General features: G+C 73.9%; 10 protein-coding genes. 7 read left to right on the top strand and 3 right to left on the bottom strand.

The features are described from left to right. The first annotated feature begins 95 nt into the window (after positions 1–95). The 5 genes from ABTY61_RS02905 (at position 96) to ABTY61_RS02925 (ending at position 9,163) form a co-directional block, all read left to right on the top strand. Complete coding sequence (locus ABTY61_RS02905) at positions 96–2,552, top strand: endo-beta-N-acetylglucosaminidase (protein ID WP_350503127.1); 2,457 nt, start codon at positions 96–98, stop codon at positions 2,550–2,552. 27 nt (positions 2,553–2,579) lie between these two features. Next, positions 2,580–6,776, top strand: coding sequence for a glycoside hydrolase family 38 N-terminal domain-containing protein (locus ABTY61_RS02910; RefSeq protein WP_350503128.1), 4,197 nt, complete (start codon positions 2,580–2,582; stop codon positions 6,774–6,776). Further along, the gene (locus ABTY61_RS02915) at positions 6,773–7,468 is read left to right on the top strand and encodes a DUF7158 domain-containing protein (protein WP_350503129.1); all 696 of its coding nucleotides are present in this window, start codon (positions 6,773–6,775) and stop codon (positions 7,466–7,468) included. The genes ABTY61_RS02910 and ABTY61_RS02915 overlap by 4 nt, the downstream gene beginning before the upstream one ends. A 245-nt stretch (positions 7,469–7,713) precedes the next feature. After that, a complete protein-coding gene (locus tag ABTY61_RS02920) occupies positions 7,714–8,082 on the top strand; it encodes a hypothetical protein (protein WP_350503130.1) in 369 nt (122 codons plus the stop codon). A 91-nt stretch (positions 8,083–8,173) separates the two neighbouring features. Beyond that, positions 8,174–9,163, top strand: coding sequence for a serine/threonine dehydratase (locus ABTY61_RS02925; RefSeq protein ID WP_350503131.1), 990 nt, complete (start codon positions 8,174–8,176; stop codon positions 9,161–9,163). On the opposite strand, the gene ABTY61_RS02930 is transcribed toward ABTY61_RS02925, so the two are convergent. Together ABTY61_RS02930 and ABTY61_RS02935 are read right to left on the bottom strand one after the other, a co-directional pair. After that, positions 9,049–9,798 carry a LuxR C-terminal-related transcriptional regulator gene (locus ABTY61_RS02930; RefSeq protein WP_502895199.1) on the bottom strand — a complete coding sequence of 250 codons (750 nt, stop codon included), beginning with the start codon at positions 9,796–9,798 and terminating at the stop codon, positions 9,049–9,051. The two genes, ABTY61_RS02925 and ABTY61_RS02930, sit on opposite strands and share 115 nt — an antisense overlap. Next, positions 9,786–11,078 (bottom strand): sensor histidine kinase, encoded by a 1,293-nt coding sequence (locus tag ABTY61_RS02935; protein ID WP_350503132.1) that lies wholly within the window; start codon positions 11,076–11,078, stop codon positions 9,786–9,788. The genes ABTY61_RS02930 and ABTY61_RS02935 overlap by 13 nt, the downstream gene beginning before the upstream one ends. Before the next feature lie 112 nt (positions 11,079–11,190). Between ABTY61_RS02935 and ABTY61_RS02940 the strand changes: the two genes are divergently transcribed. Both ABTY61_RS02940 and ABTY61_RS02945 read left to right on the top strand, forming a co-directional pair. Continuing rightward, a complete protein-coding gene (locus tag ABTY61_RS02940) occupies positions 11,191–12,084 on the top strand; it encodes a CPBP family intramembrane glutamic endopeptidase (protein WP_350503133.1) in 894 nt (297 codons plus the stop codon). Between the two features lie 200 nt (positions 12,085–12,284). Then, positions 12,285–12,722 carry an SSI family serine proteinase inhibitor gene (locus ABTY61_RS02945; RefSeq protein WP_350503134.1) on the top strand — a complete coding sequence of 146 codons (438 nt, stop codon included), beginning with the start codon at positions 12,285–12,287 and terminating at the stop codon, positions 12,720–12,722. 123 nt (positions 12,723–12,845) lie between these two features. On the opposite strand, the gene ABTY61_RS02950 is transcribed toward ABTY61_RS02945, so the two are convergent. Next, positions 12,846–14,087: a cytochrome P450 gene (locus ABTY61_RS02950; RefSeq protein ID WP_350503135.1), complete on the bottom strand. Its 1,242-nt coding sequence runs from the start codon at positions 14,085–14,087 to the stop codon at positions 12,846–12,848. Positions 14,088–14,336 lie beyond the last annotated feature (249 nt).

Below are 14,336 nucleotides of genomic sequence, written 5' to 3' on the forward strand. Positions count from 1 at the left end.
TCCTCGGTTCAGCACCGGCACGCCCGCATGCGGCCGGCCCCCGTCCCATGACGGCGGGCCCGCCCCCACTTCCTCCGCCCGATCGGAGCCCCCGCATGTCACGACGCCTCCCCCTGCTGCTCAGCGCCGTCCTGGCGACGGCCGCACTGACCGCCACCCCCTCCGCCTGGGCCACCCCCGTGGCCGCGCCGCCGCCCGCGACCGCTCCGGCCGTCGCCGGTCCGGGCAGCCAGCCGTACGCCTCCTACTGGTACCCGAGCACGATCCTCAACTGGGACCCGGCCGTCGACCCGGACGCCCGCTTCAACCGCTCCCGGGTCCCGCTCCAGCCGCGCACCAGCGACCCATCCCTGGCCGCCAACCCCAACGCCCATGCGGGCGAGGGGAAGATCGCCTCGCTGGTCTCCTTCGGTCCCACCTCCAACAACCCCTCCCAGGGCTCCGCCGACCCCAACTACTACGCCTTCGGCTACTGGCAGTACGTCGACAAGCTGGTGTTCTGGGGCGGCTCGGCCGGCGAGGGCCTGATCCTCGCGCCCAACCCGACCGTGATCGACGCCGCCCACCGCAACGGCGTGAAGGTCTACGGCACCGTGTTCTTCCCGCCCGCCGCGTACGGTGGCCGGCTCCAGTGGGTGCGCGACTTCGTCCAGAAGTCCGGCAGCCGCTACCCCGTCGCCGACAAGCTCGCCCAGGCCGCCCGCTACTACGGCTTCGACGGCTGGTTCATCAACCAGGAGACCGGTGGCGGGGATGCGGGCCTCGCCACCGACCTGCGCAACCTGATGCAGTACACCAAGGCGCAGAGCGACACCGAGTTCATGTGGTACGACGCGATGACCACTTCCGGCGCAGTCGACTGGCAGAACGCCCTCACCTCCGCCAACTCGCCGTTTCTGCAAGACGGTTCGAGAAGAATCTCGGACTCGATGTTCCTCAACTTCGGCTGGACGCCGGACGGGCTGGACTCCTCCCGTACGCTGGCCCGGCAACTCGGCCGCAGCGAATACGAGTTGTACTCCGGCATCGACACCGAGGCGAACGGCTACAACACCTCGGTGGACTGGAACACCCTCTTCCCGTCCGGACAGCCGCACACCACCTCGCTCGGCCTCTACCGCCCCGAGTGGACCTGGAAGTCCGCCACCGACCGGGCAGACTTCTACGCCAAGGACGCCCGCTACTGGGTCGGCGCCAACAACGACCCGTCCAACGTCGACCTCTCCTCCGGGTGGCCCGGCCTGGCGGGCTACGTGGCCGAGTCCTCGCCGATCACCGCCAAGCCCTTCGTCACCAACTTCGACACCGGCCAGGGCGACTTCTACAACGCGGCCGGAACCCGGGTCGCCACCGGCGGCTGGAACAACCTCTCGCTCCAGGACGTCCCGCCGACCTACCGCTGGGTGGTCGATTCCAGCGGCAGCAAGCTCCGCCCGTCCGTCGACTTCACCGACGCCTACCAGGGCGGCTCATCGCTGCGGCTGACCGGCACCCTGGACGCCGGCAACACCGTGCGGCTCTACCAGACCAGCCTGCCGGTCGCCGCGGACACCAAGCTCGACCTGGTGGTCAAGACCCCCGCCGCCGGCCCGACCAAGCTCAAGGCCGCGGTTTCCTTCACCGACACCCCGGGCAGCTTCACCACCGTGGACGTCGGGGACAACGCCGGTACCGGCTGGGAGCGGCACACCCTCGACCTCTCCCCGTACGCGGGCCGCACCATCGCCCAGCTCGCCCTCCAGGTCGACGGCACCGACCCGGCCTACGACCTGCGGGTCGGCCAAATCGCGATCTACGACGGCGCGGTGCAGACCCCGGCCGCGCCGAGCGGGCTGACCGTCCTGGGCGCGAGCGACGTCACCCCGGGCGCCGGCCAGTCGCTGCGGCTCTCCTGGACGGCGGCTCCCGGCGGCAACGTCCACCACTACGAGGTGTACCGGCGCAACGCGGACGGCAGCCGGACCTTCCTGGGTGCCACGCCCAACGACGCGTACTTCGTCGGGCGGCTCGACCGGGCGGGCACCGAGGCTGCCACCACGCTGGACGTGGAAGCCGTCTCCACCACCTACGGGCACTCGGCCGTCGCCTCCACCACGGTCGGCTGGAACGGCACCCCGCCGACGGGGTCGGTGAACCTGGCGCTGAACCGCCCCGCCACCGCCTCCGGCCGGTGCAACGCCGACGAGGGCCCGGCCAAGGCCGTCAACGGCAGCGTCAGCGGCGGGACCAGTGACAAGTGGTGCACGCTGACGGCCGCCAAGTGGCTGGAGGTGGACCTCGGTTCGGCGAAGAAGCTGTCGAAGTTCGTGGTCAAGCACGCGTCGGCGGGCGGGGAGAGCGCCTCGTACAACACCCGGGACTTCTCGATCCAGGTCCGCTCGAAGACCGCCGACCCCTGGACCACGGTCGCCACCGCGACCGGCAACACCACGGGCGTCACCACCCACCCGGTGGACACCACCGCCCGCTACGTCCGGCTGGTCATCACCAAGCCCACCCAGAACAACGATCCGGCCGCCCGCGTCTACGAGTTCGAGGCCTGGGGCCAGTAGGCCTCCGTACCGAAAGGACCAACCCCCGTGCCGGTCACCACCATCACCGCGGTCGAGAGCACCGACCTGTTCACCGGGCCCGAGGACGCCCCGCGTCAGCTGCTGCGGGTCACGGTCGAGGGCCCGGCCGCCCGGATCACCGTCACCGGTCCGGGCGTCCGCGGCGAGGCGACCGGCACGGGGCCGGTCGAAGTCCCCCTGGAGGTCACCGGAGCGGCCGTCGGTGCCCGACTTCCCGTCACTGCCAGGGCAGCCGGGAGCGAGGCGGCCGGCATCGTGGAGGTCGCCGAACCCGGCTGGACGGTGTTCCTGGTCTCCCACTTCCACTACGACCCGGTCTGGTGGAACACCCAGGCCGCGTACACCTCGCCCTGGGAACTGCTCGCCGCCGACGCCACCACCCGCCCGCTCTGGGAGCGCAACGGCTTCGCCCTCGTGGACGCCCACCTGGACCTCGCCCTGCGGGACCCGGTGTACAAGTTCGTGCTCGCCGAAGTCGACTACCTGAAACCGTACTTCGACCAGCACCCGGAGCGCCGCGAGGTGCTCCGGACGTTGCTGGAGCGCGGGCAGGTCGAACTCGTCGGCGGCACCTACAACGAGCCCAACACCAACCTCACCGGCGCCGAGACCACCATCCGCAACATCGTCCACGGCATCGGCTACCAGCGCGACATCCTCGGCGGCGACCCGCAGACCGCCTGGCAGCTCGACGTGTTCGGGCACGACCCGCAGTTCCCCGGCCATCTCGCCGCGGCCGGCCTGACCGGCAGCGCCTGGGCCCGCGGCCCGTTCCACCAGTGGGGCCCGATCCAGAAGAACTTCCGCCAGGGCAAGGACGACGCCCGGGTGATGCAGTTCCCCAGCGAGTTCGAGTGGATCGCGCCCGGCGGGGAGGGGGTGCTCACCCACTACATGCCGCACCACTACTCGGCCGGCTGGTGGATGGACTCCTCGCCCGACCTCGCCACCGCCGAGCAGGCCGTCTACGAGCTGTACCGCAAGCTCAAGCCGGTGGGTGCGACCAAGAACCTGCTGTTGCCGGTGGGGACGGACTACACCCCGCCGAACAAGTGGGTCACCGCGATCCACCGCTCCTGGGCCGACAGGTACCTGTGGCCGCGCTTCGTCTGCGCCACCCCGCGCGACTTCCTGGACGCCGTCCGGGCCGAACTCGCCGCCACCGGGCGCCGGCCCAGCCCGCAGACCCGTGACATGAACCCGGTGTACACCGGCAAGGACGTCTCGTACATCGACACCAAGCAGGCCCAACGGGCGGGCGAGGTAGCGGTGGTGGACGCGGAGAAGCTCGCCGCGCTGGCAGTGGTGAACGGGCTCGGGAGCTACCCGGCCGCCGCGCTCGACAAGGCGTGGCGCCAACTCGCCTACGGGGCGCACCACGACGCGATCACGGGGAGCGAGTCCGACCAGGTGTACCTGGACCTGCTGGGCGGCTGGCGGGAGGCGTACGACCTGGCGTCGGCCGTCCGGGACACCTCCCTGGACGCGTTGACGGCGCGGATCTCGACGGTCGGCGTCGGCTCGGCTCTCGTGGTGACCAACACGCTCTCCTTCGACCGGACGGAGCTGGTGTCGGTCGAACTCCCCGGCGGCGTCGGCTCGGTGCGGGTCCTGGACGAGGCGGGCGCGGCGGTGCCGTGCGCGGTCGACCGGGGAGTGCTGCGGTTCCTGGCCGCCGATGTGCCCGCGCTGGGCTGGCGCACCTGGCGGCTGGTGCCCGGAGAGCCCTCGGCCCCGCCCTCGGTCCCGGCCTGGGCCGAGGCCGAGGGCGCGGTGATCGCCAACGCGCGGTACCGGGTGACGGCCGACCCGGCCCGCGGCGGCGGCCTCAGCTCGGTGTACGACCGGCGGCACGCGCGGGAGTTGATCCAGGACGGCCGCCTCGGCAACGAACTGCGGGTGTACGAGGAGTACCCGCAGCACCCCGACTTCGGCGAGGGCCCCTGGCACCTGGTGCCCAGCGGACCGGTGGTCGGTTCCGGGGCTTCCGCCGCTTCCGTCCGCCGCGAGACCGGGCCGCTCGGCGAGCGGCTGGTGATCGGCGGGACGGTCGACGGCCTGCGCTACGAACAGACCGTGACGCTCTGGCACGGTCTGGACCGGGTCGACTGCCGGACCAGGGTGGTCGACTACTCCGGCGCCGACCGGCTGCTGCGGCTGCGCTTCCCGGTGGACGTCCCCGGCGGGTTCCCGGTCAGCGAGGTCGCGGGGGCGGTCGTCGGGCGCGGCTTCGCGATGCCGGACGTCGACTCGGCGGAGGCGCCGTGGACGCTGGACAACCCGGCCAATACCTGGTTCGGCCTGGGCGCCACCGCGCGGGTGGAGCTCACCGACCCGGCGGGGGCGGCGACCGGTTCGCGCGCGCTCGGCGTGGCCGAGGTGGTCGTGCCGACCCTGGACGAGGCCGCCGACGCCCGCCCGCTGGTGGTCGCCCTCGCCCGGGTCGGGGTCACCGCCACCACCTCCGGAGCGGACTGGGCGCGGTACGGCTGGCTGGACGTGGACTCCAACCTGCCGGACTTCCGGATCGTCGTCGGCGGCCCGGACGTCAACCAGGCGGCACGGGAGTTGATCGATCGGGCGGGCGAGGAGTACGCGGCCGTGCTCAAGGCGCACGGCGCGGTGTGGGTGCCGGCACTGACACCGCTCGCCGAGGTGTGGCGGCCGGACGCCGACCTGCGGGACCTGCGCGCGCTGCCCGCGCTGGTGGTGTCCGACCTGCCGGCGCTGGTGGCCGACCTCGCGGACGCCCGGATCGGTGCCGTCTGCCCGGTGCCGGTTTCGGAGGAACTCGCCGACCACACCGTGGCGTTGCTCAGCTTCGGCCTGCCCGGCTTCGCGGTGGACACCACCGGCGCGCTGCACCTGTCGTTGATGCGCTCCTGCACCGGCTGGCCGTCCGGCGTCTGGATCGATCCGCCGCGGCGCACCCTGCCGGACGGCTCCTCCTTCCAACTCCAGCACTGGACCCATGAGTTCGGCTATGCGCTGGTGAGCGGCGACGGCGACTGGCGGGCGCAGACGCTGCCCGCGCAGGGCCAGGAGTTCAACCACCCGCTGTACGCGCGGATCGTGGCCGCGCCGCAGGACGGGCCGCTGCCGGCCACCCTGTCCTGGCTGCGGGTCGAACCGCAGCGCGAGGTGCTGCTCGGCACGCTCAAACCGGCCGGGAACCCGATCGCCCACGGCTCGGCGGCTCCGGTGGGGTGCGACCTCACCGTCCGGCTGGTCGAGTCGACCGGCCTCGGGCGGACGGCTGAGCTGGGCGGTGCGCTCGGTCTGACCGACCTTCGGGCCGCTGACCTGCTGGAACGTCCGTACGGCCCGGCCGACCTGGACCTCCCCGGCTCCTGGATCGCCAGCCTGCTCGCCGCCCCCGGCGCCGCCGCCCGGCCCGAGGGCCCGGCGCTCGGCCCGGTCGCCGAACCCGCCCAACCCGTGCACGCCCGCTACTGGCTGCACAACCGGGGCCCGGCCCCGCTCGGCTATCTGCCGGTGTCGGTCGGGGCCTCGCCCGGGCTGCTGCGGACGGCGGGGGAGGCGGTGACGTTCTCGGCCGCCCTCTCCTCCCAGCTGCGGGACGCGGCCGTCGAGGGCACGGCGGTCGTGCTGCCCCCGGAGGGCTGGGCGAGCAGCCTCGGCAGCCGCCCGTACCGGCTGGCGGCGGGCGGACACCTGCGCTTCCCGGTCACCCTCACCCCGCCGGCGGACGTCGAACCCGGGCTGCACTTCGCCGCCGTGCGGATCGAGCACGACGGGCAGGAGGTCGAGGACGTGGTGACCATCGCCGTCGGCGACCTCCCCGGGCTGCTGCCCGTCCCCGGGGACGCCCCCGAGGACTGGACGGCCGCCCAGGGCACCAAGGCGGCGACCGGGCGGGCCACCGGACTGTCCGTCGAGGTCTCCGCCGAGGTCCTGCGGGTCGCCCCCGGCGGGCGGGCCGCCCTCGGCCTCACCCTGACCAACCGGACCCGGGGCGAGATCCGGGGCGAGCTGCAGGTGGTCTCACCCTGGGGGGTGTGGGAGGCGATCGCCGACCCGGTGCGCGGCTTCACCGTCCCGGCGGGCTCCTCCGTGTCCGTCGAGTTCGCCGTCGCCGCCCCCGAGTCCGCCGACCCCGGCGCGTACTGGGCCCTCGCCAAGGTCATGTGGTTCGGCCGCTGCCAGTACGCCCCGACCGTCGCGCTGGTGGTGGAGGCATGACCCTCGGCCTGCTCGACGGACATCCCCTCCCGTGCACCGCCCTCGACGCGCGGCTCGCCGCCCTGCGGCGCGGCCCGCGCTCCACCGCCCTGCCGCTGCCGGGCAGTCCGGAGGACCGGCAGCTCACCCGGTGGGTGGCGCAGGTGCTGTTGACCGAGGCCCTCTGCGAGGCGGTCGCCACCGAACGCGGCCTCCCCGTCGCCGCTGCCGGCCCGGCCCGCCTCGACCAACAGGCCGCCGTCGAACTCGGCTCCATCACGGCGGCCGCCTACGAGGGCAGCGCAGCCGTCCGCGCCGTCTACGCGGCCGTGACCGCCGACGTCGAGGCGTCCGCCGACGACCTCGCCCACTACCGCGCCGTGACCGCCCGCCCGCCGGCCACCCGCTGGCACCTCGCCCGCCCCGACGGCGGCTTCGAGGCCGACCCCGACACCCTCCCGACGGCCCTCGCCGAAGCGCTTCGCGCATCCCCGCCGGGCGAGTGGGTCACCGTCGGCCCGTGGACGGCGATGCTCCTCGCCACCCTGGCCGTACCGCAGAACCCCGACCCCGCCCCGGCCCTCCGGGATGCCGCACGAAGGGCGGAGTTCGTCCGCTGGCTGGACCACGAGCGAGCCCGACGCCTCACCCTGGTGGAGGGGCTGGAACACCCCGGCGACCCGGCCCAGCCCGACAACCACCACCGCCACTGACCAGCCCGGTCGCTGCCCCACCGGGCAGGCCGGGTGCGGGGCGGGGCGCTCGCGGGCGCATGACCATGGGTCATATTCCGCCAGCACACGATCGATGAGGAGTCCCGGAGCTGCGGCGGTGCCGACGGGGGTCCGTCCGCGTGGCTGATCGATAGGCCGGAAAGTCGCTATCCGAACCGGTGATCAGCCCATAGGAATAGCTCAACGGCCTGACGGGCCACCCCCGACCGAAGGAGCCACCACCCATGATTCGCCTCCGCACCACCTGTATGGCCATCGCGGGCACCGCTGCCATGATCGCCCTGACCGCGGCACCCGCCCAGGCGGCTCCGGGCGATGTCACCACCGTGTGCGGAAGCACCGCCACCCCGGCGGGATTCGTCGATGTGAACTGGGGCTACAGCAGCAGTTGCGGTACGCAGAGCTTCAGCCCGAACATCAAGCAGATAAAGCAGCTCACCGGCCTGCCCGTCGGCACCGTGGTCCAGGCCTGCGGCACCACCTACCCGCCCGCCGGCTGGGTCCAGACCAGCTCGTACTACACCAGCAGCTGCGTCGCCTGGTCGAACCCGAGCTTCAACAACAACGCCTGGCAGCTGCAGCGCGTCTCCTGATCCGGTAGCTTCCGGGGCCTCCGGGAACTTCCGGGGCCTCCGGTGACCCCGGAGGCCCCGCAGGGCGGTCGAACGGCAAGGGAGCAGCGCCATGGGGGAACTCACGTACGACGAGGTCAAGGCCGCCGCCGAGCGGATCGCCGGGCGGGTCCGCCCTGTCGCCCTGACGGCGGTGGACCCGCCGTCCGGGCGGCCCGGTGAACTGTGGCTGGCGTTGGAGTTCATGCAGCACACCGGGTCGTTCAAGGCCCGCGGTGCGCAGAACTTCCTCCAGGCACATCGCGAGGCCGGCACTCTTCCCGACACCGGGGTGACCATCGCCTCCGGCGGCAACGCCGGGCTTGCGTGCGCCTGGGCGGCCCGGCAACAGGGCGTCCCGGCAACGGTGTTCGTGCCGACCACGGCTCCGGCGGTGAAGGTGTCCAAGCTCCGCGGCTACGGCGCCGACGTGCGGCTGGTCGGCTCGGAGTACGCGGAGGCCCAGGCGGCCTGCGCGGAGTTCGCGGCGGCCGGCGGTGCGCTCGCGGCGCACGCGTACGACCATCCGCTGATCGCGGCCGGGGCGGGCACGCTGCTGGAGGAGATCCGCGACCGGATCCCGGGCCTGGACACCGTGGTGGTCGCGGTGGGCGGCGGCGGGCTGTTCGCGGGCGTCGCCACCGCCGCCCGGGAGCACGGCATCCGCACGGTCGCGGTGGAGCCGGAGAACTGCCGCGCGCTGAACGCGGCCCTGGCAGCGGGCCGCCCGGTCGACGTGCCGGTGGACTCGATCGCCGCGGACTCGCTCGGCGCCCGGCGGGTCTCGGCCGCGGCCGTCCGGGCGGCCCGACCGGGCGGCGTCCGCTCCGTGCTGGTGCCGGACACCGAGATCGTCCGGGCCCGCCGAGTCCTCTGGGACGACCACCGGGTGGTCGTCGAGCACGGCGCGGCCACCGCCCTGGCGGCGCTGAACGGCCGGGCCGGCGGCTACCGGCCCGAGCCCGGCGAGAAGGTCTGCGTGGTGCTGTGCGGGGCCAACACCGATCCGTCCGACCTGGTGGTCACGACCCCGGGCGTCGGGCCCGCCGCCGAGGGGCGCTGAGGGGCGCCGAGGTAGGTGAGGACGGCGAGAACGCGCCGGTCCCCGCTGTCCTCGGGCGGGAGGTCGAGCTTCAGGAAGATGTTGCCGACGTGCTTGTGCACGGCCCGCTCGGTGACCACGAGGCGATCGGCGATCTCGGAGTTCCCGTACCCCTGGGCCATCATCGCGAGCACCTCGCGTTCGCGCTCGGTCAGCCGTGACAGCGGGTTGCCGCGCGTCGCGAGCAGCTGCCGGACCACCTCGGGGTCCAGCGCCGTGCCGCCGGCCGCCACCCGGTGCAGCGCGTCGAGGAAGTCGTCGACCCGCGCGACCCGGTCCTTGAGCAGGTAGCCGACGCCGGTGCCGTCGGCGAGCAGCTCGCGGGCGTAGGTGTCCTCGACGTACTGGGACAGGACGAGGATCGGCAGCCCGGGGACGGCTTCCCGGGCGCGCAGCGCGGCCCTGATGCCCTCGTCGGTGAAGGTCGGTGGGAGGCGGACGTCCACCACGGCCACGTCCGGCCGGTGGGTGACGGCGGCCGTCACGAAGGACTCGGCGTCCTCGGTCGGGGGGAGCACCTCGTTCCCCAGGGCCTCCAGCATCGCGGTGAGGCCCTGGGCGAGCAGGGCGTTGTCCTCGGCGATCAGGATCCGCACGGGCACTCCACGGTGATCACGGTCGGCCCGCCGGGCGGGCTCTGGACCCGCAGCACGCCGTCGACCGCCTCGACGCGCTGGCGCATGCCGCGCAGCCCGGTGCCGCCGCCCTCGGCCGCCCCGCCGCGGCCGTCGTCGGAGATCTCCGCGCGGAGCGTGCCGCCGGCCCTGGCCAGGGTGACCGACACGGCGCCGGCGTGGGCGTGCTTGGCGGCGTTGGTGAGTGCCTCGGTGATGGCGAAGTAGACGGCGACCTCGGTCCGGGCCGGTACGTCGCCCAGTTCGCCTGGTTCGCCCGGTTCGCCGGGGGAGCCGAGCCGGTGGATTTCCACCGTGGCGGGCACCGGGCAGCGGGCGACGACCGCGGAGACCGCGCCGGCGAGGCCCCGGTCGGCGAGGATCGGCGGGTAGACGGAGCGCAGCACGTCGCGCAGCTCGGCCATCGCCTCCTCGGCGCCCTCCCGCGCCCGGGTCAGCAGCGGGCCGACCGCCGTCGGGTCGGCGCGCAACGTCCGTTCGGCGAGCCCGAGTTGCATGGCGATGGAGACCAGCCGGGCCTGGGTGCCGTCGTGCAGGTCCCGCTCGATCCGGCGCAGCTCGTCGCCGTGCGCGTCGAGCGCCCCGGTCCGCGTCCGGTCCAGCGTCGACACGCGTTCGGCGAGGACCGCGGCGGCCGAGGGGGCGAGCAGCCACCGGCTCGTGGTGGCCGCCGCCCTGGCGAGCAGGGGCGGGCCGTACCGGGCGAGCAGCACGGCCAGCAGGAGCTGGGGCACGCCCGCGTAGACCGCCGAACCCCAGCTGTCGATCGGGATGTTCAGGATCAGCCTGATCGGATCGTCCGGGGGGAACAGCCACCACAGGCCGCCGAGCACGAGCGCGGCCGCCGGGAACAGGAACAGTGCCACCCCGAGGAGCCCGAGCACGGGGCCGCCGACCGCCATGGCGGCGGCCCACCGCAGGTCGCGGCCGGTCGCCCGGTCCGACAGCACCGCAGCCAGGCGCCTGTGCGCGTGCGGTCCGGCCGGTGCCGTGGGCGTCGCCGCCCAGCGGCCCAGCCGGTCCCGTTCGCGGTCGGCCAGCCGGCGCAACAGCCGGAGTTCGTGCGGCAGGACCAGCAGCCCCGGCCCGACCAGGCAGAGCACGGCGGAGTACGCGAGCACGGGCACCAGCACGACCAGAGCCAGCCCGCGGACGAGGACGGCGGCGCAGTACCCGGCGGCGCGGGCCGAAAGCGCTGCGCCGGCGCGTGCCCTTGCTCGGGTCATCGATGGGTCGGTCACGGCGGCCAGTCTTCCCCTCCGCGGCCTCCCGGCGCAGTGGAGCCTGCTACACCATCGGCCGGCGAGCCTGCGCGATCGCCCCGGCCACCCCGCGGTTCGTAGCGTCACGGCCATGAAACCGACAAGCGGTTCGGGCGGCTCGCGCTCCGACCTCCCCCTCTTCCTGACGATCAGCTTCGCCGGCGCGTGGATCACCATGATCCCGCTCTGGCTCGACGGCCTCCGCCGGACGGACGCCGCGCAGGGGACCCCGCGGCTCGCGGCACTGTGCATGATCCTGATGATGCTGGTGCCGGCGCTGACCGCCTTCGGCCTCACCGTGGGCGGTCGGGGGCCGCGTCGGGCCGCGCGGGTCCTCGGACTCGCCAGGTCGACCCCGTGGCGGCACGAGGTCCGCTCCGTCGCCGTCGCGCTCACGATCCCGCTCGGCCTCACCGCCGCCGGCCTGGCCCTGGCCACGGCGGCCGGCTGGTACACCCCCGCCCACCTGCCCGGGCCCGCCACGATCGCGCCGCTCGCGCTCAGTGCGCTGCTGTCCGTCCCGCTGTACTTCGGCGAGGAACTCGGCTGGCAGGGCTATCTGTTGCCCCGGCTGCTCCGCTACGGCCGGACCCGCGGCCTGCTGATCGGCGGTGCGATCTGGGGGGCCTGGCACGTCCCGATGACGGCCCTCGGCGGGAGCTACCCCGGCCATTCGGTCCTGCTGGGCATACCCGTCGCCGTGGTGACCGCGATGCTGCTCGGCACGGTGATCGCCACCGTCCGGTTGTCCACCGGGTCGGTGTGGGCGGCCGTCGCGGCGCACCTGTCGCTCAACGAGTTCACGCTGCCGCTGACCCGCGAGGTCTCGGACCGCATCGTCGACCCGCTGCTCGCCGGCCCGCTGAGCGTCTCGACCTGGCCGGTGGCCGCCCTCGCCGTGCTGGGCGGCCGGCTGGCGTACCGGCGGGGTACGGGGCCGCGGGACCGATCCTCGACGCCTGAGGCCCTGCCGCGATCGCCCTGACGGTCCATCACCCCGACCTCCGGGGTCCGTGTGGTTCGATAGCGCAGCGTGGGCCGGCCGGGGTGGCCGAAAGTTTGGCGTGAACCTGACACGGCAGTTCGCGTGATCTTCACCCCTCGCACACCTACGGCTGATTGGGTGGTGCTCACGGCCTGCCCGGGTATCAAAGGTCCGGGCAGCATCAAGGAAAGGCACTGCTCATGCGACGCATCGCAATCGCGGTCACCGGACTGCTGGCGGCCGGCGCGGCCACGGCGATCCTCACGGCCGGTACCGCCCAGGCGCTCACCACGGACGCGACGCAGCTCGGCTCGGTCCACCTGACCAAGACCGACGCCGCCGGCAACACCACCTCGGCGGACCTGTCCTGTTCCGCCGCGCAGGACGGTTCCGGCTTAACCGTTATCACCGGCACGGGCACCGTCACCGACCCGACCGCCGCTTGCAATGAACTGGCCCCCGTCAACGGCGACTTCACCAAGCTGCTGGTGCACCCGACCTGGCTTCCCACGGCCCAGCACGCGCCGGTCACCGCCGCCGCGCAGGGCAGTTGGGGCGCCACCGCCGTCAACTGGTCGCACACCTACACCAACGGCAGCGCGCTGACCAAGTACACCGGCGACGTCTTCGGGTTCTGATCCCGGATGTGACTCCTGCTCCACCCGTGTGACAGAGCGCCCCTCCCCCGTTTCGCGGGGGAGGGGCGCTCCCGGTGGAGTTCCAACCACCGTTCTCCATCCGACGGTTGGGACGGGAGGGGCTTACCGGCGGAACACCGCGGGCGTCGGCCCGTTCGGCCGGACGGTGATGCTGAACGCTGCGCCCTCCGGGCGGGAGCGGAACTCCAACGGGCCGAGCGGGAGCAGGAGCTCCAGCAGTGCGGTGGTCTCCCGGACGGCGAACCGGGTGCCCAGGCAGGCGCGGGCGCCGAGGCCGAAGGGCAGGTAGGCGCCGAGCTGGGCGGGGCGGGTGGCGCCGGGCGCGAACCGGGCGGGGTCGAAGCGCTCCGGCTCGGGCCACAGGGCCGGGTCGCGGTGGGTGAGGTACGGGCAGACCAGCACGTCCGTCCCGGCGGCGATGCGGTGGCCGTCGATCACGTCGTCCTCGACGGCGTGCCGGGGGAGCAGCCAGGCGGAGGGGTAGAGCCGGAGGGTCTCGCTGACCAGGGCCTGCGGGTCGGCGTGGCGGGCCCCGGGGTTGCGGTCGAGCAGCAGGAACAGCCACGTGAGGGTGGTGGCGGTGGTCTCGTGGCCGGCCACCAGCAGGGTGACCAGCTCGTCGCGGATCAACCGGTCGGTGTACTCGGGGTGTTCGGCGGCGGCGTCGAGCAGTACCCGCAGCACGCCCGGGTCGGGGAGGTCGGCGGCGGTGCGGGCCGCGTCGATCGCGGCCTGGGCGACGGCGTCGATCCGGGCGAGGTCCTGGGCGACGGCGTCCCGGGCGTCGGCGGCGTTGCTCGGCAGGGTCGGCATCGCGGCCACCACCCTTTCCACCGCACGCAGTTCGGCGTCCGTCCGGTCATCCAGCTCCAAGCCGGTGAGTGCCCGCCAGACGGTGTCCAGGGCGAAGCCGCGCATCTCCTCGCCCACGTCGAAGCTCTCCCCGCTGCGCCGGTAGCCCTCCCAGCGCTCGGCGGTGCGTCGCGCCGCGGCCGCGATCCGCTGCTCATGGCGGCGCATGCCGGTGCCGGTGAACTGGGACTGCAGCAGCCGCCGTTGGCGCTTCCAGGGCTCGCCGGTGGTGGACAGCACGCCGTCGCCGACCAGCATCCGGGCCCGGTGCGACCGCTTGACGTACCGGTCGGGGTGCCGCCCCAGCACGTGCTGCACCGCACCCGGGTCGGTCACCAGCACGGTCGGCGTCGGTCCGAGCCGGAAGGCGGCGATCCCGCCGACGCCGCGCTGCGCCCGGGCGAGCAGCTCGACCAGCTCGGCCTCCTCGGCCCGCCACTGTTCGACGGCCTCGGGGGCCAGTTCGGGCACGGGCACGGTGTCCGTGGTCACCAGGGTTCTCCTCGACTCGGCCGATGAACGGCTGACGGCTGACGGCTGACGGCGGGGCGGCCCACCCGCCCGGGCGCCCGACTCTACGTCAGCCGCGTCGCCGTGCGGTCACACCGGGTCACTCGCCGGACCCGGACCCGGACCCGGACCCGGACCCGGACCCGGACCCGGCGCAGCCGCGCACGCGGCTGCGCCGCGGTCCGTCCCCCTCGACGGATCGCGGCGCAGCGTTCAGGGGGTGTCAGCCAG

Source organism: Kitasatospora sp. NPDC096128, from assembly GCF_040303105.1.
GTDB lineage: Bacteria > Actinomycetota > Actinomycetes > Streptomycetales > Streptomycetaceae > Kitasatospora.

Bases quoted from the DNA above. Each gene is read 5' to 3' on its own strand.
- ABTY61_RS02945 (WP_350503134.1), top strand. From the start codon at position 12,285: ATGCGACGCATCGCAATCGCGGTCACCGGACTGCTGGCGGCCGGCGCG.
- ABTY61_RS02925 (WP_350503131.1), top strand. From the start codon at position 8,174: ATGGGGGAACTCACGTACGACGAGGTCAAGGCCGCCGCCGAGCGGATC.
- ABTY61_RS02920 (WP_350503130.1), top strand. From the start codon at position 7,714: ATGATTCGCCTCCGCACCACCTGTATGGCCATCGCGGGCACCGCTGCC.
- ABTY61_RS02940 (WP_350503133.1), top strand. From the start codon at position 11,191: ATGAAACCGACAAGCGGTTCGGGCGGCTCGCGCTCCGACCTCCCCCTC.
- ABTY61_RS02915 (WP_350503129.1), top strand. From the start codon at position 6,773: ATGACCCTCGGCCTGCTCGACGGACATCCCCTCCCGTGCACCGCCCTC.
- ABTY61_RS02905 (WP_350503127.1), top strand. From the start codon at position 96: ATGTCACGACGCCTCCCCCTGCTGCTCAGCGCCGTCCTGGCGACGGCC.